Origin of the sequence: Legionella cardiaca, from assembly GCF_029026145.1 — a bacterium.
Classification (GTDB): domain Bacteria; phylum Pseudomonadota; class Gammaproteobacteria; order Legionellales; family Legionellaceae; genus Tatlockia; species Tatlockia cardiaca.
Genome location: NZ_CP119078.1, coordinates 181039 through 206827 on the forward strand (window position 1 = coordinate 181039; position 25789 = coordinate 206827).

A 25789-nucleotide genomic window follows, 5' to 3' on the forward strand; every position below is an offset into this window, starting at 1 on the left:
AAAGTAGCACGAAAGGTGATTAAAAAGATAAGGCTATCTAAAAACTAAACAAATTTCGCCAAATCCAGATAACCCTTGGAGTGGATTTATTTGATTAAAGTATTATTATGAGATGAAAACGCTTTAATAAATCAATCAAGGATGATTATGAACAAGGTAGTGCCACGAGTTTGTTATTTAATGTTATCCATTACATTACTAATATCGTGTGGTGAAAATGGAAATAACCAATCTGCGGCTCAGGCAAGACCCGTTAAAGTAATTCAAATTGGTAATTTTAAATCGTTCGATAGTCGATCTTTCCCTGGTCGAGCCAAGGCTTCTCAAGAAGTCGATCTGTCATTTAATGTAAGTGGATCGTTGATTGAGCTACCTATTAAGGTTGGCGATAAGGTTAAGAAAGGTGACCTCATCGCAAAGCTTGACCCTCGAGAATTTGAAGCAAAATTAAAATCAGCCCAAGCAGAAGCAACACGTGACAAACAAAATTATTTGCGAGCTCAAGAACTTGTTGGAAAAGGTCATATTTCAAAGTCGGACTATGATCTGGTTGAATCTAAATGGACAATATCGCAAGCTAATTTGGATTTAGCGGAAAAAGCATTGGTAGATAGCGTAATTAAGGCGCCTTTTGACGGACAGATTGCAAATCTGCATGTTGAGAATTATCAAACCATTTCTGCGCAGCAAAATATCGCAAGACTATTGAACATCTCACAAATCGAAATGGTTATTCAAGTCCCCGAAAATGCAATCAGTCTTGTTCCAGAGGCAAAAAATATCACTGTGCAATTTGATGCTTTTCCCGATCAACTTATTCCTGCAAAAATTAAAGAAATTAGTAATGAAGCGTCTCCAGATACACGGACGTATCCTGTAACGCTCATTATGCAGCAACCTAAAAACATTGAAATTTTGCCGGGCATGGCAGGCAAAGTGAAAGGAAAAATTGAGAAAAATTCCCACAATAAATTAACTGTTCCTGCTTCTGCGGTGCTGACAATGGGTACAAATAATAAAACTTATGTTTGGGTTTTGAATCCGACAACAAAAAAGGTTCATCGTCAGCAGATTCAAATTGGAGAGCTCACATCCACCGGAATATCTGTATTGAGCGGATTAACGTCTGGTGATTGGGTGGTTATTGCGGGCATTCATTCCCTAAAAGAAGGGGAAGCAGTGACTATTTTAAATCAAGAGGATAACTAAATGGCCTCTTTAGCTGATTATGCTGTTAAAAGTAAAAAAGTAACCTGGTTTATTATTTTATTGTTAGCTGTCGCAGGTTCAGTTTGCTTTTTTAACCTGGGCCGTTTAGAAGACCCTGAATTTACGGTTAAAACGGCAACGATCACTACTCATTATCCTGGTGCCAATGCTGAACAAGTTGAACTTGAGGTTACTGATCTTATTGAGAAAAAAATTCAGGAAATGTCTGAGGTAAAAGATATTTCTTCTATTTCCAGACCAGGACTATCCATTATTAAAGTTAACATTAAAAATGAATACTGGTCTGATCGCTTACCTCAGGTATGGGATACCTTGAGGAAAAAAATACAAGATATTAAAGGAAATTTACCGCCGGGTACCGAGGCTCCTATTGTTGGAGATGATTTCGGCTATGTATTCGGATTTTTATTGGCCGTAAGTGCTGATGGTTTTAGTTACGCTGAACTTGAGAAATACACGAAACATTTACAAAAAGAGCTTAGTATTGTTCCAGGGGTTGCCCGTGTGGATTTATGGGGTGTCCAGCAGAAACGAATTTATCTGGATATTTCCAATACCCAATTCTCACAATTGGGTATTACCGTCGCTGATCTGGAGCGAACGTTGAAGTTACAGAATCAAGTTGTTGATTCAGGTCAGGTAGATTATCAATTTCAACGCATGCGAGTTGCTCCAACGGGTGAGTTCAGCAGCGCCGAGGCGATTAGTGATTTAGCTATCATTCCTGAATTAAAAATCAAAGAAAATAAGAAAAGTGATGAAATTATCAGGATTCGTGATTTTGCAGAGGTTAAAGAAGAATATATAGAACCTCCTCAGCAGTTAATGCGTTATTCCGGGCTTCCAGCAATTGGCATCGCTTTAGCGCCTCTACCTGGTGTCAATGCCATTGAAGTAGGGAATGCTGTTAATAAGCGTATCGAGCAAATCCAGGCAGCACTGCCAAGGGGCATAGAAATTCATAAAATTTCCTGGCAATCGGATATTGTTGCTGAGTCAATCGATGCGTTTCTTATCAATCTGGTCGAAGCAGTGATCATTGTGCTAATTGTGTTGGCTTTTACAATGGGTTTCAGAGCCGGCATGATTATCGGCGTGTCTGGGTTAATTCTAGCTATTCTGGGTACCTTTATTGTTATGCAGCTGCTGCATATTGACTTGCAACGTGTTTCTTTGGGCGCCTTGATTATTGCTATGGGTATGATGGTGGACAATGCCATCGTTGTTGTCGATGGATTTATTACCCGGCGACAACAAGGTATGGAGCGAGAACAAGCAGCCATCGAGGCTGCAAAAGTTTCGGCTTTGCCTTTACTCGGGGCCACCATCGTCGCTTCCATGGCGTTTTATCCAATTTTTGCTTCCACCTACGATACAGGTGAATATGCTGGAAGCTTATTTACAGTTATCGCAGTATCCTTGATTCTAAGCTGGGTTTTATCGCAGACAGCAACACCGCTTCTTTGTATGTACTTTATGCCACAACCTAAACAAACAACTGAGCAAGATGATAAATACAATAACCGATTTTATAAAATTTATAAGTCCATCCTTGAAACAGTGGTTCGTTATCGAGTGATTTTTACGACAGTTATGTGTGCCCTCTTTGTGCTTTCTATTTGGGGTTTTCGATTCGTACCTATCATGTATTTCCCTGATTCCTCAAGATTGCAGGTTATGATTGATTACTGGGCACCAGAAGGAACTCGAATTCAAGCCGTCTCTTCTGATGTACAAAAATTGGAGCAAAAACTTCTGCAAGATCCTGGTGTGACGAGTGTGAGCTCTTTCATTGGTCAGGGACCACCACGATTTTATCTTCCTGTTGAGTCAGAGTTTCCTTACTCCTCCTATGCTCAATTGATTGTTAATGTGAAGACTCTGAAAGACGTCGATCGAATAGTTGCAATCTTGCCGTCGTGGAATGAAAAAAACTTTCCTCAATCGTTGGTTAGAGTACGAAAATACGCTGTTGGCGCTTTTAATAATTGGAAAATAGCTGCCAGATTTAGTGGGCCTGCAAATGCGGATCCGGCAATTTTGCGTAATCTTGCCGATCAGGCTATGGCAATACTAAAAGCCAGTCCTTATGCCAAGGATGTAAGAACCGATTGGCGTGAGAGAGTATTGCAAATTGTGCCTGATTACCAACAGGAGCGTGCACGCTGGGCGGGCATCTCTCGGCTGGATTTGGCACAAGCGCTTCGTAGAGCCAGTGATGGGATCCCCGTGGGGTTATATCGCGAAGAAGACAATTTAATTCCTATTGTGCTGCGGCAACCAGAGACGGAGCGTAATACGGCTGCAGTTGATTTACCACTTTTGCAGGTCAATTCTCAATTGAATACCCAAACGATACCGGTTTCACAGGTCATTAGTGGGATTGAGTTAGCATGGACAGATCCAATTATTTGGCGCTGGGATCGTAGAAGGGCGGTTACGGTGCAATGCTCGCCTGATCAAGTTACTGCAAGTACGTTAAGAAATAGTATCCTGCCGCAGTTTGAAAAAATTAAACTCCCGCCAGGATATACTTTAACTTGGGATGGTGAATACAAAAGCAGTAAAGAGTCTGCCGATGCGTTAAAGCCAGGATTATTCCCTGCGCTTATCATCATGTTGTTGATCATTGTCATGTTATTTAATGCTTATCGCCCCCCTTTAATCATTATTGCGGTGATTCCATTTGCCATGATTGGTGTTACTGCAGGTTTGTTAATAACGGGGGTTCCGTTTGGTTTTATTGCTTTGCTGGGAGCTATGAGTTTGTCAGGTATGATGATAAAAAATTCAGTAGTCCTGCTTGATCAAGTCAATCTTAATTTGGCTGCTGGCATGAAACCCTATGATTCGGTAATTTCTGCTGCCTTAAGTCGTTTATCACCGGTGGTTAACGCGGCGGTAACAACGATACTGGGAGTTATTCCCTTATTGCAAGATGTTTTTTGGGTTTCTTTGGCTGTCACCATTATGTTTGGATTAACCTTAGGCACGGTTCTCACCATGCTCTTAGTTCCCGTTTTTTATTGCATGTTATATCGGATAAAACCGGACAGAGCAAAACAAGAGTTAATTAATCGATAATATGATAACCACTGTCAATATAAATGGTATCGCCAGTAATATTTTTTGCATAATTGCTGGCGAGAAAAACGACCATAGCACCTACATCGTCGATATCTACTAAGGAGTGAAGCGGGGATTTTTCTTTTGCTTGCTTTAATAAATTATCAAATTTATCAAGGCCTGATGCTGCTCTTGTTTTAAGAGGACCAGGTGAAAGGGCGATAACGCGGATATTGTGTTGACCTAGTTCAACAGCCATGTAACGGACAGAGGCTTCTAATGCTGCTTTAACTGGCCCCATTAAGTTGTAATTCTCAACCACTTTTTCTGCCCCATAAAACGACATCGCGAATAAGGAGCTTCCATGATTCATAAGAGGCTTAGCCAGATTAGCCATGCGTATAAACGAGTGACATGAAATATCCATTGCTAAAAGAAAACCTTCTTTCGAGCACTCAACCAAGGGACCTTGCAAATCCTGTTTGGGAGCAAAAGCAATGGAGTGAATTACAATGTCAATTTCACCCCAGGTTTTATTAATTTCTAAAAATAAATTGACTAAATCATCCTTGCTCGTAACATCACAACGAGTATAAATAGCAGGTTTTAATTCTTCGGCAATGCTATCAACAAAGGGTTTGGCTTTTTCATTAAGATAAGTAATGGCTAGTTCTGCACCAGCAGCTTTCAGCATGCGTGCACATCCATAAGCAATGGAGCTATCATTGGCGATACCCACGACTAATGCTTTTTTCCCTAAAAGTAAGGTTTTGTCCATATTAAATTCCTTTATTAATAAGTTGGTAGCAGTGATTGGCAATAACCCATTCCTCATCGGTTGGAATCACATAAAGATCCACGCTACTGCTTTTATCGTGAATAGTTAATTGATTTGATTTGTTTGCATGAGGATCTAATTTTATACCCAGCCATGCATTGTTTTGACAAACAGCCTCCCGAATTTGCCAGGCATGCTCCCCAATGCCTCCAGTAAATACCAGTACATCGAGACCACCAAGTACGGCACTAAGAGCACCTAGTTCACGACGTATGCGATAAACAAATAAATCGATAGCTTCTTTGGCTGGTGCGCTATCAATTTCAAGTAAGTGCTGCATGTTAGAGCTAATACCTGAAACGCCCAATAATCCTGATTGCTTGTAAAGCAAATTCTGAATTTCTTCAGGAGACATTTTTTTAGCCTGGGAAAGATAAAGAATAACCCCTGGATCCAGATTGCCGCAGCGAGTGCCCATTACAAGGCCATCGACAGCCGTAAAACCCATGGTACTGTCGAGTGATTTTCCATGGTTTACTGCACACATGCTGGCCCCATTACCTAAGTGGGCAATGACAATACGTTTCTGGCTTTTGTGAGTATTGATAGCATTCAGCCGATGCATAATAAATTCGTAGGAAAGACCATGAAAACCATAACGCTTTATTCCTTCTTCAGTAAGAGAACGGGGCAAACCAAATTGGTTGGCAACAGGAGGATGGGTAGTATGAAATGCCGTATCAAAACAAATTACCTGTTTTAATTCAGGATATAATTGCGAGATAGTTGTAATTGCTTCCAGGTTATAAGGTTGATGCAATGGCGCAAAGGGAATAAATTTTTGTAACTGTTGGACAATCTCTGGTGAAACCAGAGTTGGTGCATGAAAATCATTACCCCCATGAACAACACGATGACCGGCGACGGTGATATTAAATCCAAGTTGATTGTTTTTAAGTGCAGAAAATAGTAATTCAAAAAAGAATTTATAATCACAATCCTTACTGAAACCCTGCTGGCGAATTAAGGTATTTTGATGATCAAATAGTTTCAGGGTGGGCTCTATCTGTAGATTTTCAATAACCCCATGCAAGAGTTTATCTAAAGAGGGTGTAAACTTATAGATTGCAAATTTAATACTCGACGAGCCTGAGTTTATGACAATTGCATGATTATTATCCATAATTTTTCATTTAATCGTTGGAATTTAATAAAGATTTTAACGTTAGTATAGATGACTTCTCACGTGCAAGGACATAACTTTAAATCTATTCTATACTAGCTTTAACGTAACTATTGCTCAGCTATCTACAATAGAAAAGGAACTTCTATGTTATTTAATCCTCTAGATAACCGCTCTCTTTATAATTGGTATGATTTTACCATGAGGGCTATTCAGCCGTATTCGGATTATTCCCTTACCTTATCAAAACGTTGCCAGCGATTAGCAAATACCATGGATTTGCCAGTAACCATTCCTTTTCTTTCTGACATGCAACAAGACGTTATTAAAAGTTTTATGCAATTTGGCATTAAGAACTATCGCGAGCTTGCAGGCTATTTTTATGTTTATCATATGATGACAAATATCTATGAGAAGCCAAAATTTAATATTAAAGAAGTAAAAATTGATGATGAATATTTTGATATTTTCGAAGAAATCATTGATGAAAAAAGTTTTTGTAATTTAATTCGATTTAAAAAAAGACAGATTAGTGAGGGTGCATTTCCTAAAATGCTTCTAGTTGCTCCCATGTCCGGTCATTATGCAACGTTGTTAAGAGATACTGTCAAGGGCTTATTGCCCTTTTATGATGTTTATATCACCGATTGGAAAAATGCTCGCGATGTGCCACTAAAGGAAGGGGCCTTTGATTTAAATGACTTCATTGATTACCTAATTTCCCATTTTAAGCTACTAGGTCCTGATCTAAATGTGATGGCTGTTTGCCAACCTACGGTTCCTGTATTGGCCGCGTTGGCCCTGATGTCAACCAATGATGATCCAAAACTACCGCGCTCTGCCATCTTATTGGGAGGACCTATTGATACGAGTAAGTCACCTACTGCAGTTAATGAATTAGCCGAGTCTCGAGGTGAAGATTGGTTCCAACAAAATGTCATTTCAATGGTTCCAGCAAGATTTCCTGGAGCAATGAGGCTTGTTTATCCAGGTTTTATGCAATTGTCTGGTTTTATGAGTATGAATATGCAAAGACATATGGAATCTCTTAAAAATGCTATTCATAACTATGGCGCAAACCAGCGTGATAAAGCCATTAAGACCATCCAATTTTATCTTGAGTATTTCTCGACAATGGATTTAACGGCTGAATTTTATATGCAAACAATTCATACCGTTTTCCAAGAGCATCTACTGGTTAAGGGAAGATATAAATCCAGAGGAAAGGACATAAGATTACAGGATATAAGAAAAACATCGATTTTAGTTATCGAAGGGGAAAAAGATGACATTACCGGACTTGGGCAAACAAAATCGGTCATTAGTCTTTGTAAAAATCTTCCCGATGACATGAAAAAGTATCATTTAGCAGCTGGAGTAGGGCATTACGGCTTATTTAATGGTAGCAAGTTTCGTAACACCATTATTCCCGAAATTAATAATTTCATAACTACAAATGGTTCTGGTGCGAAAAAGGATGGTCGAAGTCATGGAAGAAAAAAAACTCGACGTTGACAAACTAGCCAAGCAATTTCTGCATAAATGTCAATCATTGCCAAAAATTAAGGTGGCAGTGGTTTATCCATGTAGTCAGGATGCTCTTGATGGAGCACTGGAAGCAGCAAAATTGGGATTAATTGAACCTGTTTTAGTGGGACCTAAGGCAAAAATTCAAGATTTGGCTGAGCAAATTAAAATCGATATAAGCAATTATGAGGTTATTGATGACGCTGATAGTTCTTCCTGTGCAGCCAAAGCGGTGGCATTGGCGCACGCCGGAAAAGTAGATGCGTTGATGAAAGGTAGTTTGCATACCGACGAATTGATGCATGAAGTTATAAAAAAAGAAGGGGGATTACGGACCAAACGTCGTATTAGTCATGCGTTTATCATGGCTATTGAAAAATATCATAAGCCTTTTATAGTGACAGATGCTGCAATTAATATCATGCCTGATTTGATAACCAAAAGAGACATCATCCAAAATGCTATCGATCTTTTTCATGCATTCAATCAAAATGTTACTCCCAACGTAGCAATTTTATCAGCAGTTGAAACAATAAATCCTGTCATGACGTCCACCACAGATGCTGCTTGTTTAGCCAAGATGGCTGAGAGAGGCCAAATTACGGGGGCGATAGTAGATGGCCCATTTGCCTATGATAATGTATTCAGTTTGCATGCCGCTCTTGCCAAAAATATTAAATCACCTGTGATTGGAGAAGTGGACATTTTTGTTGTTCCCAACCTTGAAGCAGGCAATATCTTGGCGAAACAGCTTGTTTTAATAGCTGATGCAACTGCTGCCGGCATTATTTTAGGCGCAACAGTTCCTATCATTTTAACGAGTCGAGCTGATGGCGTACGTTCTCGGCTGGGTTCATGTGCCGTAGCTGTTCTCATGGCAAATGCCAAGCATACAATGAGGGAAGATCATGGGTATTATTCATTATAAGAATATACGTGAGATTACTGGTGATATTCTTAAAATTGCTGTGCCACAAATGCATGACAATGAAAAATCAATCACCATGCCAAGATTGGATGATTTAGCCCTTATTCATAGCACCACAGGCAAAACATTATTGGCTCAAATTACCCAGCTACAACAGGATGTTATTACGTTACAGGTTTTTGGAAGTACCAAAGGCTTATCAACGGATTCCTCAGTAAGCTTGCTTGGTCATCCGATGATGGTAAGTTATTCCGCAAATGTTTTAGGACGCGTGTTTAATGGCACTGGTACCCCTATTGATGGTGGGCCTAAGCTTGATCAGGATGATCAAATACCTATTCGAACTGCAACAGTGAATCCAACGCGTCGAATCCTGGCTTCAAAAATGATTCGTACGAATATACCCATGATTGATATTTTCAATTGCCTGGTAGAAAGTCAAAAAATACCGGTATTTTCAATTGCGGGTGAACCCTATAATGAATTATTAGCAAAAATTGCTACCCAAGCAGATGCTGATGTCATTATTTTTGGTGGAATGGGATTATTATTTGATGATTATTATGCATTTCGCAAAACATTTGAAGATCATGGTTCTATCGCTCGCACCATTATGTTTGTTAATCAGGCTTCTGATCCTATTTTAGAACGCTTACTTGTCCCAGATATGGCCTTGGCTGTAGCTGAGAAAATGGCTGTCGAGGAAGGTAAGCGTGTCCTCGTGCTATTAACGGACATGACTGCTTTTGCGGATGCTTTAAAAGAAGTAGGAATTGCTATGGAGCGCGTTCCTTCTAACCGTGGGTATATGGGAGATTTGTATTCCCAATTAGCCAGACGCTATGAAAAAGCATGTGATTTCCAGGGGGCTGGGTCTGTAACTATTCTTTCGGTTACTACCATGCCAGGTAATGATGTGACTCATCCTGTTCCAGATAACACCGGATATATCACCGAAGGGCAACTCTATTTGCATTCCGGTTCTATTGATCCTTTTGGCTCATTATCGCGACTGAAGCAGCATGTTATAGGCAAACAAACCAGGGATGATCATGGGCAAATTATGAATGCAATGATTCGGTTTTTTTCTGCAGCCTGCGAAGCCGAGCAGAAACAGGCAATGGCTTTTGAAATTTCCGAGTTTGATGAGCGATTATTAAAATTTGGCCAGTTATTTCGTGAACGTTTCATGGATATTAAGGTATCTATCCCATTGGAAAAAGCGTTGGATTTGTGTTGGCAAACACTTGGTGAATGTTTTCATGAAAATGAATTACTGATTAAACAAGAGTTAGTTTCCAAGTATTTTAAAGCTGACGTTCGGGGAGAGAAAGCTTCATGACACAAATCAAACTTAATAAGGCCTCTCTAAGCCTCGAACAAAAGAATTTAAAAAATTATCAAAAATATCTTCCTTCCTTGGAATTGAAGCGAAAAAAATTATTATCTGAACGAAATATTGTTAATGACCAACTTCAAGTATTTAAAGAAAGAGAAAAGACGTTAAAAGATAATATTGAAAAAAACCTGCCCATGGCTTCTGAATATATACCTTTGGTTAAACAATTGGTAAAAATTGCAGCGATCGATATGCGAGAGGAAAATATTGTGGGTGTGAAGCTGCCAATATTCAATTCCATCCAATTTAATATTCAAGATTATGCCTACCTTAATACACCCCATTGGTTTGAAAATTTAATAAGTGCAGTGCGTGCACTCACTGAGATTCGCTTGCAAACAGAGGTAACATTGTCTCGATTGCAATTATTAACCAAATCTATTCAAACAGTTACTCAGCGAAAAAATTTATTTGAGAAAGTTTTGATTCCCAATGCCTTAAATCATATTCGGTTAATACAGATTTTTTTGGCAGATAGCGAGCGTGCTGCTGTTGTCAGATCGAAGATCGCTAAAAGAAAAAGGCAACAATCATCATGAGTATTGCCGCATTTAAAAAAGTAACGCTAATAGGTTTAAACTGCATGAAAGTCGAGTTGATGAATGCTCTACAGGAGTTTGGCTTCCTGCATTTAATTGCTATTAAACCACCCAGTAAATCCTTAACCACGGCTTCAACGACCCTCCTTGACCAAATAAAGATAGCAATACGCTATCTCAAAGACTCCCCGGAACAAGGACGTCAACGTTTAGTATGGAAAGATGTTACTGCTGAGCAAATTGTTGAACGTGTTTTAGGAAATCAACGGGAACTTAGGAAATATACTGATAGACGTGATTTTCTTAGCAATCGCATTCAGGAACTATCGGAGTGGGGCAATTTTGAATTACCGCCCGAGAAAGAGTTAGCTGGAATAAAATTGTGGTTTTATAAAATAAATATCAAAGAGCTTGATGTAATTCCTAAGGATGAACCAATCCAGGAATTATACCGCAATAATCGTTATGTCTATATTGTTATTCCATCTGAGACAGAGTCTCAAAATGAAACACTCCCCACTCATCGTATTCATACAGGTTCATTGTCGTTAAATGTTCTGCTTGCAGAATTGGATGAAGTCGATGAAAAAATAGATGATCTTATCGGTGAGCGCCGAAGTTTAACGCGATATCGCTACCTATTATCGTCAGAGGTGGCGCAATTTGCAGATCGGACACAATTGAAAAAAGCATCGGAAATGAGTCAGGAGCATGACAATTTTTTTCTGTTACAAGGATGGCTCCCAGTTGCTCAATTATCGGCGATGAAACAATTTTGTCATCAACATCAAATCGGGATGACAATTGAGTCGCCATTGCCGGATGAATTACCGCCAACCTTGCTTCAAACGCATTCCTGGTTAACAGCTGGTGAGAAACTGGTAAATTTTTATCAAACTCCAGGTTACCACGCCTTAGATCCATCTTTTATGGTTTTTTTCTCGTTTTCACTTTTTTTTGCCATGATTTTAGCGGATGCAGGTTATGGAATTGTATTGGCTCTCTTCACGCTCTTTAGTTGGAAATGGCTAGGTAAGTATAACGGAGCAGAATGGTTAAGACCTTTATTGGTTGCTCTCAGTATTTTTTCAATTATTTATGGTGTTTTACTGGGTAGTTATTGGGGCGTTGAGCCTAAAGCAGGCACGTTTTTGGCTGCATTAAAGATCATCAATATCAATAATTTTAATGCGATGATGACCTTGGTAATTATTATAGGTTGCATACACATATGCATAGGTAGTGGTATGCGAGCTTGGTTTGCAGCGAATTTTAACGAGCGGGTACAATCTATTGGGTTTATTTTCTTTATTATCGCAGCCTTAGGATTAGCTATGGGATTAATAAACCATCAAGACAAGATAACGAAACTGGCAATTATCGTACTTTCGCTAAGTTTGTTAATCATCATGTTTTTTGCTTCCAATGAACCCGTGAAAAGTTTCAAATCGTTATTAATAAGAATTTTTCGTGGTATTGCCGCTCTAGCAGAATTACCCTCCCTTTTTGGTGATATCCTCAGCTATTTACGTTTATTTGCTTTGGGGTTAGCAGGAGCCTCATTGGCAATCACCTTTAATACAATTGCTCATCATCTTGCGCAAACCAGCTGGGTTTTGGCTGCGTTAGTTTTATTAATCGGCCAGACTTTAAATTTTGCTTTATGTCTAATGAGTGCCGTGATCCATGGACTACGCTTGAATTATATCGAATTTTTCAAATGGTCTATTAAGGAAGATGGCTATTGTTTTCAACCATTTAAAAAGCAGGAGATCTCTCATGAATGAGTTAATGCCGTTATTTGGATGGTTAGGAATCTTTGCACCAATGGCTCTGGCAACGGTTGGCAGTATTTGTGGTTGTGCTATCGCAGGCCAGGCGGCTATTGGTGTCATGCTTGATACGGAGGGCAGTTATGGTAAATACATCGGTGTTTCCGTGCTTCCTTCGACGCAAGCTATTATGGGGATTGTGATTATGTTCACCTTGAACAAACCCGTAACCTCAGCAATTGCAGGGGCACAATTCGGTATTGGGATGCTAAGTGGCATTGCGCTGATGATTTGTGCAATTCAACAAGGGTATTGCTGTGCAAGCGCAATCAATGCAACAAAAAATAAACCGGAAATTTTTGGTTTGTCGATTGCTCCTGCAGCAATTGTTGAAGGTTTTGCGGTATTTATATTTGTATTTGCTCTGGTATTGAGCACTGGAATATAGGAGCTTGCAATGGAAGCGAAGCAAGATAAATCTGCAAATATAATTTCTCAAGGTATCGAAACATTAATTGATCGATTAAAAGAGGAAGGAGTAAACGCTGGAAAAACAGAGGCGGAGAAATTAATTAATGAAGCTAAAGCCAAAGCGAATGCGATATTAAATAGCGCACAGGAGAAAGCACAAGCACTCATTAAGGAGGCGCATCAAACGATTCTTCAGGAAAAAAAGGCCACGGAAGATGCTCTGCAACTTGCTGCTCGTAATATGCGCCTTGAGTTAAGACAAAATCTAATTGATAGATTTAAACAAGAAGTAAGTCGCATAGTGCATAAGGAGTTAGATAATGAAGAAATGTTACGCCAGTTAATTCTCTTGATTGCTGTAGATAGCAAAGAGCAACTGCAAGCTTTTAAAGCGAAAAAAACGCAAATTCAATTGCCGGAAAAAGTGTTGGACTTTGAAGAGATTCGCAATAGTCCTGATTTAATGGAGAAAGACTCCTTAAAAGAATTAGTGCAATCGATTACCAAACAAATGCTCAAGGCGGGAATGAGTGTAACAATTAATCCTGATGCGCAAAAACCAGTAGGAATTCGAGTTTATCTTGTTGAGGATGAAATTGTTTTGGATCTAACAGAAGAGGCGGTTAGTAGCTTATTGATCAAACATATGCAGCCCAGGTTTCGTGCGTTGTTAGAAGGACTTTTACAATGACTCAACAATTTTACATGATTGTTTCGAGCTTACCTCGAATGAATACGTATTTTAAAATCGAGGAAACACCCATTTCAAGATTGCAATTGGAGAAACGTTTGCAGCCTCTGTCAGAGGAAAAACGAAGGCTCCTCTATGAAATTGAATCATTACTTTGGACAAGTTGGTTTAAGCCACAACAAACTGTAAATGAAACCAGGAAAGCTTATCAACGCGTTCTTAAATCGGATTCTGCTTTTGTTCATAACATTGTTACCTGGTATTTAGACCTGCGTAGTGTTTTTTCAGCAATTCGCATGAGGAATGATAAAGAATTACCTCCTGAAATCCCTAAGAATTATTGGATTACACGTTGGGATCGTCAATTGATTCGCAACTGGAATGAGCCTGATTTTGGATTAAAATTTGTTTATCCTTGGATTACCAGGATCACTACTGAGTTAGCAAGAGAAGACACAGCGACAGTCGAAGAGTTTTTATTAGCTTACATCTGGAAATACTTGGCTGTTATAGAAACAGGACACTACTTTGATTTTGAAGCCCTTGTTATTTATTTATTGCGTTGGGATATTATTAACTACTGGTCAAAATTCAATAATGCCAATGTGTTGAATAGGGTAAATGAATTGGTAGATTCGCTAATTCATGAAAAACATTAGCAAAAGGGATTTTGATAAAAAATAAAGGACACACTTGTCATGAAAGCAGGAAAAGCTTCACAAGTAGCTAATTCTAAAGTAATTGCGCTTCAAGAGGGAATCGTTCATATCAAACAAGTGGGTAAACAACCTATTGTAAAAAATGAAATTATCTATATTTGCCCGCAGCAACAACTTACCCATCGTAATGAACAAATTATGGCTGAAATCTTACACGTAAGAGGAGATACAGCTGTTGCTCAAGTATTTGAAGAGACTGGTGGGATTGCAATTGGCGATGCTGTTATACAAACAGGAAAACAATTGTCGGTTACCTTAGGACCTGGGTTGTTGGGAATGATTTATGATGGTTTACAAAATCCTTTGCTTAATTTTGCTCGCCAATATGGTTATTTTTTACCCCGTGGTGTAAGAGAAACATCGATAGATTGCAACAAAAAATGGGTTTTTTCACCTTGTGTGCATGCTGGCGATATAGTGAATGCTGGTAGCGTATTAGGTGTTGTCCAGGAAGGCAGATTGACCCATAAAATAATGGTTCCTTTTGATATGGGAAAAAATATAAGTGTTGAGTGGATTCAGCAAGGTACGTTTACTGTAGAAACGCCTATAGCCAGATTGGTCGATAAGCATCATCATGCGCGAGAAATAAGTATGAGCCAGAAATGGCCTGTACGATTTTCCATTGCCCAAACATTGATGACAAATCATCTTGCTGAACGTCTTTATCCCTCCCAACCGATGATTACAACCTTGCGTTTAATCGATACCTTTTTTCCTATCGCAAGAGGAGGGACTGCGTGCATTCCCGGCCCATTTGGCGCAGGAAAGACTGTTCTGCAAAATTTGATTGCTCGTTACTCTGATGTCGACATCGTCATCATCGTGGCTTGTGGCGAGCGTGCTGGTGAAGTCGTGGAGACGATTACCGAATTTCCAAAATTGATTGATCCCCGAGCAGGTGGGACTCTGATGGACAGAACAATCATTATTTGTAATACATCTTCAATGCCTGTCGCAGCAAGAGAGGCATCAATTTATACAGGAATTACTTTGGGAGAATACTATCGCCAAATGGGGTTTAATGTATTACTAATTGCTGACTCTACCTCACGCTGGGCACAAGCGATGAGAGAAACCTCCGGACGTATGGAAGAAATTCCTGGAGAAGAAGGTTTTCCAGCTTATTTAGATAGCAGCATTCGTGGATTGTATGAGCGTGCCGGTATTATTAAATGTACTGATAATTCCTTAGGAAGCTTAACTATTGTTGGTACAGTATCTCCAGCTGGTGGTAATTTTGAAGAACCAGTAACGCAATCTACCTTGAGTGCTGTCAAAACATTTCTTGGATTGAGTTACGACAGGGCTTATAAACGCTTTTATCCTGCTGTTGATCCACTAATTTCCTGGTCACGTTATTTTGAACAGTTAAAATCATGGTTTGAAACGAATCTGGAACCAACCTGGACTATGAAAGTCAATCAAATAACAAAGCTTCTGCACCAGGGGCAGGATATTTTTAATATGATGCAGGTCACAGGAGAAGAAGGGATTACCATGGAAGATTATGTTACCTATCAAAAGTCTCTCGTGTTTGATATGGCTTACTTACAACAGGATGCCTACGATGCTGTTGATGTATCGGTACCAATCGAGAGGCAGAAAACGCTATTTAATCTGCTTGTAGCAATGATTACAAAAGAGTATGAGTTTAAAGAAAAAGAAGAGGCACGCAATTTCTTCATGAAAATAACAAGCCTACTTAAAAATTTGAATTATTCCTCTCCAGGCTCAGAAAATTATGAAAATTATTACCAACAAATTACTGAGCTCACCAAGTTAAATGTAAATGAAAAAAGCTAGGTAAATGTCTGTTCTCTTGGCGTTATGCGGATAGCATGTCCAAGAGAACGTTTATTTCCGGGGAAGTTAAGGTGCAAAATCAGGTGATTCGTCTGGTATGGTATGTCTCTCACGGACATGAGAAGTAAATAATCCAAATCCTGTAAGAGCTGCAGCAACGCCAAGGCCTGCGACTATTAATCCTCCTACCCCGAAAGTTGCAGCATTAAGCACGGTAAAGGCTACGGCAATAGCTGCAATTCCTAGTGTAAAGATAAAGCCATCTAATACCAACATACTAATATTGCTCATTGCTGGCGAAGTATTGTTCATTGCGGGCGAAGATGCTTCGGGTAGCGGAGATACATTTTCCAACCTTTCATGAAAAGGTAGTTCATCTTTAAGAGTTTTGAACTTTTCATCAATGATACTTTTAAATAAGTCGTAATGATTGTCAGTACTTTCAACTTCTTTGAAAGTAACTTGCTCCATAATATCTTCACTCCAAGGAGAAGACTCATGTCCTATTGCTACTAAAGTAGGGAGTAAATCATTTTTCTTTATTTTTTTTAATCCTGTAAGGATTGTTTTAATATGTGCTTCTTTATTAGGGGAAGCTACATCATAGGCAATAATAAATTGCGTATTAGCATCAAGCGATGGATTGGCTAAATATTGAAGAATCTGGAAACCTGAGGCCTCGGAAGTACCTGCTGAAGACTTGAAATGTTGCGCGGTTTTTTCCCAGCTCTCTTCTATATGATAAAGTTTAAAGTCTTTGTATTCTGCACCAATCATGATGCCAACTACGGAAATATTTTTAGGCATACTATCCTTCTCCTATCATAGTGATTTTAATGAGCAACAACTCTGTTTATAAATATAATTTTTTGGTGTTTGTGGGGAACAGGTCTCTACCTGACGGAATCTAATTGCGCGCAATTCTATCATGTTGATACAATGATGGGCAAGTATGGATGGAGCAGGCAATAATCCCTATACTTGCTGAAAGCGTTGATTGAACTTATCAATACGCTGCAAGATGGTGGTAGTAAAGGGGCTCTCTGTAATATTATTTTGGATTTTATCTAATATCTTCATAGCCTCTTTTTGCACTAAAGCTCCTGATAGATTGGCTTCCTCAGCCATTTGTACAATGTGGCGTGGAAATAAACCATCAAACTCATACTTACTGCCAATTTTCATCGCCATTTTAGTTGCAAGATTAGGATAATAGATAGTTGAAATCATATCGTAGAATGGAGCTAACCGTGTTTGTTGTCCTTGGTATAAAAACGAAAAATTTTTGCCATGTGCATCATTGTTACCAATGAACAAATTGAACAAAATTCCTTGCAATAATTCTTTAATATCAATGACTGCGAGACTTGATGCAGTTCTTAGTAGTTGAAAACAATCACTGACTCCTGGTCCCCCTTCTCGCTGATACTTCATTTCTGGACTAATGCCCATGGCCTGACAAAAATCCTCTTGATGTATACGTTGAATGCCACTTTCCGTTGCAATTCGATCATACCGCTTGACCAAAAGATAGGGAATTCCATTGGTATGATGTAGGGTCGCTTCAACTGCATTTAAGCCAATTTTTCGAGCTAACTCTAGACAGAAACATTCATTTTCAATTAAAGAGGGGAAATCACGATTGACTGGTTTTAAAATATGCGTACTGGGTGCACCATTTAACGGGATAGCGATATGATCATCAATAATAGCAATGGCTAATTTATCTTGTGCGCCAGCCAATGATAAACGTATCCCATCTTCGCCAGCTAACATGGGTCTTTGCTGCAAGGTTTGTAAAATATCGGCTACTGCGTTGTCACCAATGATGCGATAGTCCGGTTTTAAATCACTTTGTCGAGCAGACTCGGGGAGTAGGGTTATAGCACCAGCACATTCACCTCCGATCGCTGTCAATAATGCAAAATCATTCTTTTCGCTGATACCCAATTGGCGAGCGATGGATGTGCGTAAATGGGCTTCAGGCAAAAGACCGCTAAAAAAAGGACGGCATTGCTTAGCCGTATAGGGTTCTTGTTGTAAAGGAAGCGAGCGTGATAAAGGGCGATTATTTTTATTTTCTAGATAGTTTCCATCATAAACAAAGACCATATCACCGAAGACATCGATATTTAATTGACCAATCAAAGTCTGATTAAGGTAAACATCTAATTTATGATTTTGCAATTTCTATCTCCGCATGGAATAGACGCAGCTGAATACCAAGCACTTGCAATACCTGTAATACTTTACCAATTTGACAAGTAGATTTTCCTTTTTCCAACTCAATAATGAAACGCAATCCTGTACCAGAGGATAGGGCTAAATCACGTTGGGTGATTCCTAGATCTTTGCGCACCTTACGAATAACTTGTCCGATATTTTCAGCTGATTGAATCATAGTTAGTTTTTTATATTCCCGTACGGTAACTTTATACGTTGGCTAGGAAAAAATCCAGATAATATTCCCTTTCGGGAATAAATTAGTATTTTTGAATGTTTAAATAACAAATATTACCGATCGGGAATTAATAGAAACTGGTTAGGCAATATTCAAGCTATATTTTGTGCATCTTGATACCTTGAATCAAGACCAATAGACTAATGCCAGGGCTCACTAATAAAAATATCGATAATTATGCAAGCAAAATTGGAATATGAAGCTAAAAAGTCCATGTCATTTGCAGATTACAAAATTGATTATAGTCGTCCTCTTGGGGAAGGGGTATTTGGTACTGTTTATCCAGTGGTTCCTCGCCCTGAGAATGAAAAAGGCATCTTCTCTTACCTGTTTCCTTATGTCTATGATTGGCTATTCAGATCCGGTTCATTTGGTACAGAGCCAGGTCAATACTGCGTCAAAATAGCAAAAACATCATTAAGAATGATCTATGAAAATCCCTCGCATCCTTTTCGTTTCAAATTGCCATGGCACAGTTTTTTTGAGGCAGCCAAAGAAAAGAATACCAATCAGGTTTTACAAAAAAATGGAATGACGAATATCAGGTTTTTTAAAACCAACAGTTTTTATGCGCAATTTAAAACCCGTGTAAATGGTAGAACCCTACATCACTATTTAGAGGATGAGACCTTCATTAGCCCTGATGCATTTATTTTAAGAAAGAGTTTTGTTGATTTTATGAGATCCATCAATCATCCCAAATTCACTTTCTGGGACATCCATGAATATAACCTCATGTATGATGAACTAAATCAGCAATGGGAAATTGTTGATGGGATATTTAATGAAGTTGGTGAAACAACAGGCGAAAAACAGAAGGATAATCTAAATTTCTTTCTCGCTAATCTATTACAATCCACTGTCAGCCACGAAGTAAACTATTGGCTTGAATCACTGGCTAATTTTGCGCGAGAGCAAACGGAATATACAAAGAGTGATGACCAAGCGATTTGCTCTGCAAAAGGACACAATGCAAGCATCGCTAATTTTTAATCGCGGGTGGTGCTTCATCTTAAAGATTACTTTGTGCGGATACGGCTTTATCACAAAGTTTGCGCAAGGCCGTGGCAATCTGTTTTAATTCCTTGCCTTGCATATGGTATTGTTTCCCTAATTGCAGTGGATCAGTAAAACTTAACCACACCTGGCCAGTTTTATCCTCTGTTATCATTATTCGTAAAGGTAAATCCAGCGCAATCGCTGCATTTTCTTGCATTAATGCGGTGCCTTTGGCTGGATTTCCAAGGATAAGCACCTCGGTCGGAAGAAGCGAGAGATTGACTTTTTGGGCCTCGTCACTGTGGTCGATATGGGCGAATATTGTTCCGCCTTGTTTCTTAACAATCGCGAGTATCCGCTCTCTTGTTTGCGGCACGGAATAGGGGCTTTGGATGGTTTCTGAATTTACACCTTCTGGGGCTTCCAGATGAATATCGAATGCGGCTGCAATTTTACGCGCCAGAATATCTAAATCAGGTAAGTTTTCCTTATTAGCTAAAAGCGTGACGCACAATAGCTCGTTGGGTGCTGTAAAGCGGCTTAAGAAAGCGGAATAGCCAGGAATATTTCCCTTTATTTGCATAAGCCCCTTATGACCGGGAAATAACCAACCTGCATTACCCGGAATGACTTTTTTATTATCTAAAATTATATTCTGGTATAAAAAACTTCTATTTTCAGTTTCTTTAATGAAGATAGAACCTGCCAGACAGATATCCCATTTACTAATATCTTCAGCAGAAGCAATTATTCCACTGTTTGCAAAGGTGGATGACCACGAACTAGAGGTAGCTTCTTTATTGTCAGAGGTATAACCTACGGCAAGTTCCAAAGGATGAACATGCAGATAATTTTGCAAAAAATTACTGTGTTTGAAAGGTATGGTGCCGTTATTTACCTCATTATCGATGGACGAGGTATTTTTAATAAAAAAAGTATGTTTTAAATCTGCTCGTTCAATTTGATTTTTAGTTATGTAAGCGTCATAACTGATACCACTGGCTTTTTCTATAATCAATCCAAGTAAATAAAAATTGGTAGCGCTGCTTTGCATTTCGCTCCCGGAAGGAAATAATAAATTGTGATTTTGCAATAAATTAAAAATGTCTTCGGGTTGATAATCAGTGCTGTGGGAAAAATCCTTGCATTCTGAATAATCGGGTATTCCGGAAGTATGGGTTATTAATTGGCGAATGGTAATGGCTTGCCAGGTAGCAGGTAAATGCGGCAAATAATCAGCAATGAAGTCATCTAACTCTATTTTTCCCTCCTCCTTTAATTGCATGATGGCAACCGCAGTAAAGGCATTGGTTAATTGCCCAACATGAAAGAGTGTACGTGTCGAAACCAAACGTTTTTTATCGAGGTCTGCAAATCCATAGCCAACTACACGGGTAATATAAGGCGCTTGAACTATAGCCAAAGACATACCGGGGATATGATTTTCCTCCATATATTGGATAATCAAATCATCAATAGCTAATCCTTTATGAATAGTACGAAAATCCCCACGTTCGCTACCCATTGTTATCACCCTTCATAAGCCATAAGCTCTTTTCAGTATAGAATATAACCAGCGAATGGAGCTTGCTCTCTTATCGCCTAATTCCATCTGACTGAGATTTGTAGCAAACTGGATAAAACCATAATGGCTAAAAGGAATTAGTATTTAAATGGCAGTTAAATCAATAAAAAAATATTTTTCTGGCCTTTCCAGGAATACTTACCTTCTTGCTATCGCAAGTTTATTTTCCGATATTGCTACTGAAATGCTCTATCCCGTACTCCCCATATTTCTGTCACAAACGCTTCATGCGAGTGGAAGCATTATCGGCCTTATTGAGGGAATTTCTCAAGCTGCACAAAACATTGTACAGGGATTTTCCGGTTGGTTATCAGATAAGCTGCGAGAGAGAAAATTAATTGCTTTAACAGGTTATTTATTAGCAGCAATCGCGAAGCCTTTAATAGGAGTTTCTACGGTTTGGCAAGGTGTTTTAGGCGCACGGTTTCTTGATCGCACGGGTACAGGCATACGTTCTGCACCGCGAGACGCATTGCTTGCATCCTCGGTAACCAGGAGACATCGTGGAAAAGCATTTGGCCTGGAGGGCATTGGCGATAATTTAGGCGCTTTTCTAGGACCATTAGTTGCTGTTTTTTTACTTGTTGTAATGACTGTCGATATTCGTTTTATTTTTTATCTGGCCTTCATTCCTGGTTTTCTGGCTTTTTGTATGATTCTTTGGGTTAAGGAAAGCACTTTAAAGATAAAAGCCAAATCAAAACTAGATATTAATGTTCGACAATTCCCTCGAGCTTATTGGCTTTATCTTTTAGCAACGGCTTTATTTGGAATGGGTAATTCCAGTAATGCATTTCTGATTCTACAGACACAAAGCATAGGCACTTCATTGGTAACAACAACGCTTATTTATGCAGGATTTAATCTGGTAGCAGCGTTTATCTCCTATCCATCCGGTTTTCTCTCTGATAGGTTCGGTAGAAAAAATATTTTGCTAGGATCATTTATCATTTTTGCTATTGTTTACCTGGGATTTGCTTTGACTCAAAGTATTGAGATACTTGCTGTTCTCTTTATAATTTATGGACTTTTCCAAGGCATATTTCGCGCAGTAGGTAAAGCATTAGCAATCGACTTTTTACCAGAACAGCTTCATGCGAGTGGCATCGGTTGGTATAACGCGACAATTGGATTATTAGAATTATTTGCAAGTGTAGTTGCCGGCTTATTATGGGATCATTTAAGCCATGCGATTGTTTTTCTGTATGGCGCAGTATTTGCCATCATAGGAAGCATGACGTTGCTATGGCTCGTTCCCTCCAAATCGCGATTGATGTAAGTAGCAATAAAAGCCTGATAGCCTGGTTGGCGCAAGTCGGCAACCGGGTTTTCTTTGGAAGATTCAAGTTAACTGCACTTAAGCCAACCCCAGATATAAGTTATTGCAAAAAACAGCAAGCATATTGCTCACGGTTCTTTTTGAACATTTCCCATTATTTCCTATACTTTAATCAAACATCTCTTAAGGAAGAGAGCCATGCCTAAAGTCCAGCCTGAATATCAAATTGGTCCCAATAATGCGGGGAAGATGATTTTACGTGGATGCTTTATGAATGTGTCGCGCGACTGGATGGACAATAACTCCAAGCAAATAGGAGGATTGCTCTCCAGATACCTTAATAACCGTCTAGGTGAGGCGACTGAAATTACACTGAATTATGGGGAGAGCATTCCTCCGGGGCGTGAAGAAGGACCTCTTAAAGTAGATATCAATTTTATGGCAAGTGTCATTTTTAGATTGCGGGCTCTGGAGAAAAGAGACAATGAGCTTCTACGTGCTCGCCCTGAAGATATTGCAGATCAGGTTGATGAGCAAGTTATGGTCTTGCAGCAGGAGATTGCTAATTACGTAGAAAAATGCACAGAGGCGGGGGTGGAGCCCATGTTTACCGGGGTACCCCAAGTTATTATTAAAAATGTTTTAGCACGTGAGCCAGTTACCCATGCCAAAAGCATGACTTGGGAAGACAGGGACATGTTTGCGGGCATGACTATCAATCATGACGCAGATAGCAGTTATGAACCTCCAAGTTTGACGTAAATCTAAGGCAAGAGTAGCTTATGCCATGATCTACTCTTGCTATAAAATCGCTACTTCCACTGTTTTGACAACTTTTATTTCTATCATTAAGTAGATAGTATCCTTGAATATTTTTGTTGAAATGAATCCAGATAGGGAGCGATTTAAATGAATCACTACACGGGTGAATGTTTATGTGGTGCTTGCCGCTATGTCATAACAGGAGAAAAGCCAACGGCAATGTATCTGTGTCACTGTAGTCGCTGCAGAAAAGAAACTGGCACGATTCACGGCGCTACTGTTTTCTTTAATGGGTCTCGGTTATCGTGGGAGAAGGGCAATAATAATATCAGTTATTTTCAGTTAGAAGGGACACGAAAAGAACGAGCATTCTGCAAGACTTGTGGCAGCCCATTGCCTAGGAATGAGAAAAATTATGTGGTTTTACCAGCAGGTACATTAGATGAGGATTCTTCTCTCGTGCCTACGGCTCATATCTTCTGTGCTAGTCGCTCATCTTGGGAAGATAAGATAAAGGATTTGCAACGATTTGATGAGTTACCGAGTTAGCTCGTACGTGCTTATCTAAATAAAAATCCACTTGAAATAGAGAACGTCGGGTCTTAACCCGACGTAAACTTCTATTAAATTATAGCTGCGGAGATGTGGAATAGAATTTCTGCACTTCTTCAAAATCACAATCTGATATTGCATTTACTGCCATATCAATATCGTAGTTTCTGTCATGCACGAGCAATTGTAAAACAGCCGTATGATGAGCGCTAAATTCACTTTCAGCAATAGATAGATTTCTTAAATGCTCTCCTCGTAGTCCATAAGCATATAAAACATTTAAAGCCTCCGCTTGCTCGGAATTTAATTTTTGAAGTTCTTTAATCGCTTCTACAAAGCTAAAATGATATTTAGTTGTAAGCATCTGCAATGCATTAATATGATTTTTATGTAGTTCGGGAACAACTAAATCCTTCATTTCTTCGACAGTAAATCCTGCCTCGCGAATTGCTGTTTGCAACGTAGAGGAATAGCTTTTTGTAGGTTCTAGAGATACACCATGAAGAGTACATAACTGTTTCAATTTAGCGATATCCTGTGAGAACATCTCGTCATTATTATCCGGGTAAACAAACTGTTTACTGAACTTTATCCAGTCAGCTAATGATTCAAGACGGTATTTTCGTCCCTGTAGACTTAGAAAATAGATGTCATCATCATTAATTGGATTGAGGTCAATGGGGTCAATGTCTTTAATTGGATAGTCTTCTGCCAAACCTTCTAAAGCAGTAACAATTGCATTTTCGATCTCTTGAATCGTCGCTGTCGGTAGCCTTTCTAAGCTGGAAACAGGCTGAGACAAGGTGAAAAAACTCAAGGCATAGTGCTTCAGCGAATAGTAAACACCGTTATTAGTAGCCTTATGTTGTAATGACTCTTTCAGTGTGCGCAACAACTGTCCGCGCAATTTGTCGATTAAATTAATATCCACAGCTTCGTTAGCAAATACTTGTCTGGCTAAGTTTGCACAGGTTTGCATTTGGGCAATGTTGTCGTAATTAGTGAGAGGTTGCAAATAAGAGGGTAAAATCATGTTAAAAACCTTTAAAAAAATATATTAGAAACTACGTCGTTATAAATTGAAAAACCTAGAAAAAATATAAAATACACCCAAAGTGGGAAAATTAGCGTGTAATTGTAGCAAAATAATTCAGAAATTCTAACCAGGAAAATAAATTGCATTATTGAAAGGGAAACAATTCCCATGAGCCTGTGGATGGTCCAATTACTAACCAATTTCCTCTTTCAGATTGAAAATAAAGGTCATTAGTGCGATTGTCCTTATACATATTGGACTTCATCAACACATTTTCTGCAACAAATCTTGACCGGCCAATACCGATGATTTGGCCAACTTCAAAGTTATCGGTTGCCTCAAGCACGACAGTAGCTAAATTCCCGGTTTCGGTATCTATTAAAAGATTAGTAGAGCGTAGTTCGGTTCCTTCTTCCCAGGAAATTTTTTGCAAAGTACTTCTTTTATTGCTTAGAAGAGCGCTGACCTTACTTTGTTTTAAAGCGACATCAACAATAATTGGATCTATATTAGTTTCTTTTATGGCATCTATCTGCTCGGGTATTTCTAATAATTGAATAGCCTCAAGAACACCGCTTAAAATCATTAAACTTCCTGATACTCCTAACGTCGAAAATCCTCTGGCAACGCCTTTATAACTGAATCGGCTGTTACTGATTTTAATTTTAAAATCTTTAAACAAGGATTGTTTTACTCTTTCGACCTCGCCTGCTGATATGTCGGTGCCTTCAGATAAGGCTAATATTTTTTCGCCACCCCTGTCGAGTACTTCAAAGTAGGTCACTCCTTTAACTTGAGGTCTTTGGGTTACCAACTTTAGCGTGCCATTTTGCCATCTGTAAAATTTTCTACTCAATTCTTCAGATGAGGCACCACCCAAAGCATCATGTCCTGAGGGTATAGGTTTACCTTTAACTACAGTTAATCCTTCATTCTTTGCAGTCCCTGCTTCTGCTGGAGAAACCCCTGTTTCGGTATTTGGTTTTTTTATATCGGCCATTGACCT

The 25789-nt window shown here is 39.1% G+C and carries 23 protein-coding genes; 15 read left to right on the forward strand and 8 right to left on the reverse strand.

From position 1 onward, the window contains the following. Positions 1-147 precede the first annotated feature (147 nt). A complete protein-coding gene (locus PXX05_RS00825; protein WP_275089162.1) occupies positions 148-1209 on the forward strand; it encodes an efflux RND transporter periplasmic adaptor subunit in 1062 nt (353 codons plus the stop codon). Then, positions 1210-4314, forward strand: a complete 3105-nt coding sequence (locus PXX05_RS00830; protein ID WP_275089163.1) for an efflux RND transporter permease subunit — start codon at positions 1210-1212, stop codon at positions 4312-4314. Here PXX05_RS00830 and fabI read toward each other — a convergent pair. Both fabI and PXX05_RS00840 read right to left on the reverse strand, forming a co-directional pair. After that, positions 4304-5074 carry an enoyl-ACP reductase FabI gene (gene fabI / locus PXX05_RS00835; RefSeq protein WP_275089164.1) on the reverse strand — a complete coding sequence of 257 codons (771 nt, stop codon included), beginning with the start codon at positions 5072-5074 and terminating at the stop codon, positions 4304-4306. The genes PXX05_RS00830 and fabI overlap by 11 nt on opposite strands. Position 5075: 1 nt before the next feature. Beyond that, a complete protein-coding gene (locus PXX05_RS00840) occupies positions 5076-6257 on the reverse strand; it encodes an acetate/propionate family kinase (RefSeq protein ID WP_275089165.1) in 1182 nt (393 codons plus the stop codon). 147 nt (positions 6258-6404) lie between these two features. Here PXX05_RS00840 and phaZ point away from each other — a divergent pair, with 147 nt between their 5' ends. The 9 genes from phaZ to PXX05_RS00885 are packed head-to-tail and all read left to right on the forward strand — an operon-like array spanning position 6405 to position 16109. Then, on the forward strand, positions 6405-7772 hold the full coding sequence (phaZ, locus tag PXX05_RS00845; RefSeq protein ID WP_275089166.1) for a polyhydroxyalkanoate depolymerase: 1368 nt from the start codon (positions 6405-6407) through the stop codon (positions 7770-7772). Continuing rightward, a complete protein-coding gene (locus PXX05_RS00850; protein WP_275089167.1) occupies positions 7747-8712 on the forward strand; it encodes a bifunctional enoyl-CoA hydratase/phosphate acetyltransferase in 966 nt (321 codons plus the stop codon). Before phaZ ends, PXX05_RS00850 begins: the two co-directional genes overlap by 26 nt. Next, the gene (locus PXX05_RS00855; RefSeq protein WP_275089168.1) at positions 8693-10054 is read left to right on the forward strand and encodes a V-type ATP synthase subunit B; all 1362 of its coding nucleotides are present in this window, start codon (positions 8693-8695) and stop codon (positions 10052-10054) included. The genes PXX05_RS00850 and PXX05_RS00855 overlap by 20 nt, the downstream gene beginning before the upstream one ends. After that, a complete protein-coding gene (locus PXX05_RS00860) occupies positions 10051-10650 on the forward strand; it encodes a V-type ATP synthase subunit D (protein WP_275089169.1) in 600 nt (199 codons plus the stop codon). Before PXX05_RS00855 ends, PXX05_RS00860 begins: the two co-directional genes overlap by 4 nt. After that, entirely contained in the window at positions 10647-12437 is a 1791-nt protein-coding gene (locus PXX05_RS00865; protein WP_275089170.1) for a V-type ATP synthase subunit I, read from the forward strand. Before PXX05_RS00860 ends, PXX05_RS00865 begins: the two co-directional genes overlap by 4 nt. After that, positions 12430-12870, forward strand: coding sequence for an ATP synthase subunit C (locus tag PXX05_RS00870; protein ID WP_275089171.1), 441 nt, complete (start codon positions 12430-12432; stop codon positions 12868-12870). The genes PXX05_RS00865 and PXX05_RS00870 overlap by 8 nt, the downstream gene beginning before the upstream one ends. Before the next feature lie 9 nt (positions 12871-12879). Then, a complete protein-coding gene (locus PXX05_RS00875; RefSeq protein WP_275089172.1) occupies positions 12880-13584 on the forward strand; it encodes a hypothetical protein in 705 nt (234 codons plus the stop codon). After that, positions 13581-14243: a DUF2764 family protein gene (locus tag PXX05_RS00880; protein ID WP_275089173.1), complete on the forward strand. Its 663-nt coding sequence runs from the start codon at positions 13581-13583 to the stop codon at positions 14241-14243. Before PXX05_RS00875 ends, PXX05_RS00880 begins: the two co-directional genes overlap by 4 nt. 39 nt (positions 14244-14282) lie before the next feature. Beyond that, positions 14283-16109 carry a V-type ATP synthase subunit A gene (locus PXX05_RS00885; protein ID WP_275089174.1) on the forward strand — a complete coding sequence of 609 codons (1827 nt, stop codon included), beginning with the start codon at positions 14283-14285 and terminating at the stop codon, positions 16107-16109. Positions 16110-16175: 66 nt separating this feature from the next. Here the strand turns inward: PXX05_RS00885 and PXX05_RS00890 are convergent, their stop codons facing one another. The 3 genes from PXX05_RS00890 to PXX05_RS00900 all read right to left on the reverse strand — a co-directional run bounded on the left by PXX05_RS00890 (position 16176) and on the right by PXX05_RS00900 (position 18510). After that, positions 16176-16916, reverse strand: coding sequence for an NfeD family protein (locus PXX05_RS00890; RefSeq protein ID WP_275089175.1), 741 nt, complete (start codon positions 16914-16916; stop codon positions 16176-16178). A 168-nt stretch (positions 16917-17084) separates the two neighbouring features. Further along, entirely contained in the window at positions 17085-18296 is a 1212-nt protein-coding gene (locus PXX05_RS00895; protein ID WP_275089176.1) for a type II toxin-antitoxin system HipA family toxin, read from the reverse strand. Continuing rightward, on the reverse strand, positions 18283-18510 hold the full coding sequence (locus PXX05_RS00900; RefSeq protein ID WP_275089177.1) for a type II toxin-antitoxin system Y4mF family antitoxin: 228 nt from the start codon (positions 18508-18510) through the stop codon (positions 18283-18285). The genes PXX05_RS00895 and PXX05_RS00900 overlap by 14 nt, the downstream gene beginning before the upstream one ends. A 237-nt stretch (positions 18511-18747) precedes the next feature. On the opposite strand from PXX05_RS00900, the gene PXX05_RS00905 reads away from it, so the two are divergent. Continuing rightward, positions 18748-19563 (forward strand): hypothetical protein, encoded by an 816-nt coding sequence (locus PXX05_RS00905; RefSeq protein WP_275089178.1) that lies wholly within the window; start codon positions 18748-18750, stop codon positions 19561-19563. Between the two features lie 19 nt (positions 19564-19582). Here PXX05_RS00905 and PXX05_RS00910 read toward each other — a convergent pair whose 3' ends face one another. Beyond that, positions 19583-21094 (reverse strand): serine hydrolase, encoded by a 1512-nt coding sequence (locus tag PXX05_RS00910; protein WP_275089179.1) that lies wholly within the window; start codon positions 21092-21094, stop codon positions 19583-19585. A gap of 148 nt (positions 21095-21242) precedes the next feature. Between PXX05_RS00910 and PXX05_RS00915 the strand changes: the two genes are divergently transcribed. The 3 genes from PXX05_RS00915 to PXX05_RS00925 all read left to right on the forward strand — a co-directional run bounded on the left by PXX05_RS00915 (position 21243) and on the right by PXX05_RS00925 (position 23744). Further along, on the forward strand, positions 21243-22433 hold the full coding sequence (locus PXX05_RS00915) for an MFS transporter (protein ID WP_275089180.1): 1191 nt from the start codon (positions 21243-21245) through the stop codon (positions 22431-22433). Positions 22434-22631: 198 nt separating this feature from the next. Next, on the forward strand, positions 22632-23195 hold the full coding sequence (locus PXX05_RS00920) for a hypothetical protein (RefSeq protein WP_275089181.1): 564 nt from the start codon (positions 22632-22634) through the stop codon (positions 23193-23195). Positions 23196-23342: 147 nt separating this feature from the next. Further along, the gene (locus PXX05_RS00925; RefSeq protein WP_275089182.1) at positions 23343-23744 is read left to right on the forward strand and encodes a GFA family protein; all 402 of its coding nucleotides are present in this window, start codon (positions 23343-23345) and stop codon (positions 23742-23744) included. Positions 23745-23823: 79 nt separating this feature from the next. On the opposite strand, the gene PXX05_RS00930 is transcribed toward PXX05_RS00925, so the two are convergent. Further along, positions 23824-24780, reverse strand: a complete 957-nt coding sequence (locus PXX05_RS00930) for a hypothetical protein (protein ID WP_275089183.1) — start codon at positions 24778-24780, stop codon at positions 23824-23826. Between the two features lie 148 nt (positions 24781-24928). Next, complete coding sequence (locus tag PXX05_RS00935; RefSeq protein WP_275089184.1) at positions 24929-25783, reverse strand: hypothetical protein; 855 nt, start codon at positions 25781-25783, stop codon at positions 24929-24931. Between the last annotated feature and the right edge of the window lie 6 nt (positions 25784-25789).

Coding starts and splice junctions, on each gene's coding strand:
- PXX05_RS00900 (WP_275089177.1), bottom strand. CDS start 18,510: ATGATTCAATCAGCTGAAAATATCGGACAAGTTATTCGTAAGGTGCGC.
- PXX05_RS00860 (WP_275089169.1), top strand. CDS start 10,051: ATGACACAAATCAAACTTAATAAGGCCTCTCTAAGCCTCGAACAAAAG.
- PXX05_RS00930 (WP_275089183.1), bottom strand. CDS start 24,780: ATGATTTTACCCTCTTATTTGCAACCTCTCACTAATTACGACAACATT.
- PXX05_RS00850 (WP_275089167.1), top strand. CDS start 7,747: ATGGAAGAAAAAAAACTCGACGTTGACAAACTAGCCAAGCAATTTCTG.
- fabI (WP_275089164.1), bottom strand. CDS start 5,074: ATGGACAAAACCTTACTTTTAGGGAAAAAAGCATTAGTCGTGGGTATC.
- PXX05_RS00825 (WP_275089162.1), top strand. CDS start 148: ATGAACAAGGTAGTGCCACGAGTTTGTTATTTAATGTTATCCATTACA.
- PXX05_RS00840 (WP_275089165.1), bottom strand. CDS start 6,257: ATGGATAATAATCATGCAATTGTCATAAACTCAGGCTCGTCGAGTATT.
- PXX05_RS00905 (WP_275089178.1), top strand. CDS start 18,748: ATGCAAGCAAAATTGGAATATGAAGCTAAAAAGTCCATGTCATTTGCA.
- PXX05_RS00865 (WP_275089170.1), top strand. CDS start 10,647: ATGAGTATTGCCGCATTTAAAAAAGTAACGCTAATAGGTTTAAACTGC.
- PXX05_RS00890 (WP_275089175.1), bottom strand. CDS start 16,916: ATGCCTAAAAATATTTCCGTAGTTGGCATCATGATTGGTGCAGAATAC.
- PXX05_RS00875 (WP_275089172.1), top strand. CDS start 12,880: ATGGAAGCGAAGCAAGATAAATCTGCAAATATAATTTCTCAAGGTATC.
- PXX05_RS00880 (WP_275089173.1), top strand. CDS start 13,581: ATGACTCAACAATTTTACATGATTGTTTCGAGCTTACCTCGAATGAAT.
- PXX05_RS00910 (WP_275089179.1), bottom strand. CDS start 21,094: ATGGGTAGCGAACGTGGGGATTTTCGTACTATTCATAAAGGATTAGCT.
- PXX05_RS00885 (WP_275089174.1), top strand. CDS start 14,283: ATGAAAGCAGGAAAAGCTTCACAAGTAGCTAATTCTAAAGTAATTGCG.
- PXX05_RS00855 (WP_275089168.1), top strand. CDS start 8,693: ATGGGTATTATTCATTATAAGAATATACGTGAGATTACTGGTGATATT.
- PXX05_RS00870 (WP_275089171.1), top strand. CDS start 12,430: ATGAATGAGTTAATGCCGTTATTTGGATGGTTAGGAATCTTTGCACCA.
- PXX05_RS00935 (WP_275089184.1), bottom strand. CDS start 25,783: ATGGCCGATATAAAAAAACCAAATACCGAAACAGGGGTTTCTCCAGCA.
- PXX05_RS00925 (WP_275089182.1), top strand. CDS start 23,343: ATGAATCACTACACGGGTGAATGTTTATGTGGTGCTTGCCGCTATGTC.
- PXX05_RS00915 (WP_275089180.1), top strand. CDS start 21,243: ATGGCAGTTAAATCAATAAAAAAATATTTTTCTGGCCTTTCCAGGAAT.
- phaZ (WP_275089166.1), top strand. CDS start 6,405: ATGTTATTTAATCCTCTAGATAACCGCTCTCTTTATAATTGGTATGAT.
- PXX05_RS00920 (WP_275089181.1), top strand. CDS start 22,632: ATGCCTAAAGTCCAGCCTGAATATCAAATTGGTCCCAATAATGCGGGG.
- PXX05_RS00830 (WP_275089163.1), top strand. CDS start 1,210: ATGGCCTCTTTAGCTGATTATGCTGTTAAAAGTAAAAAAGTAACCTGG.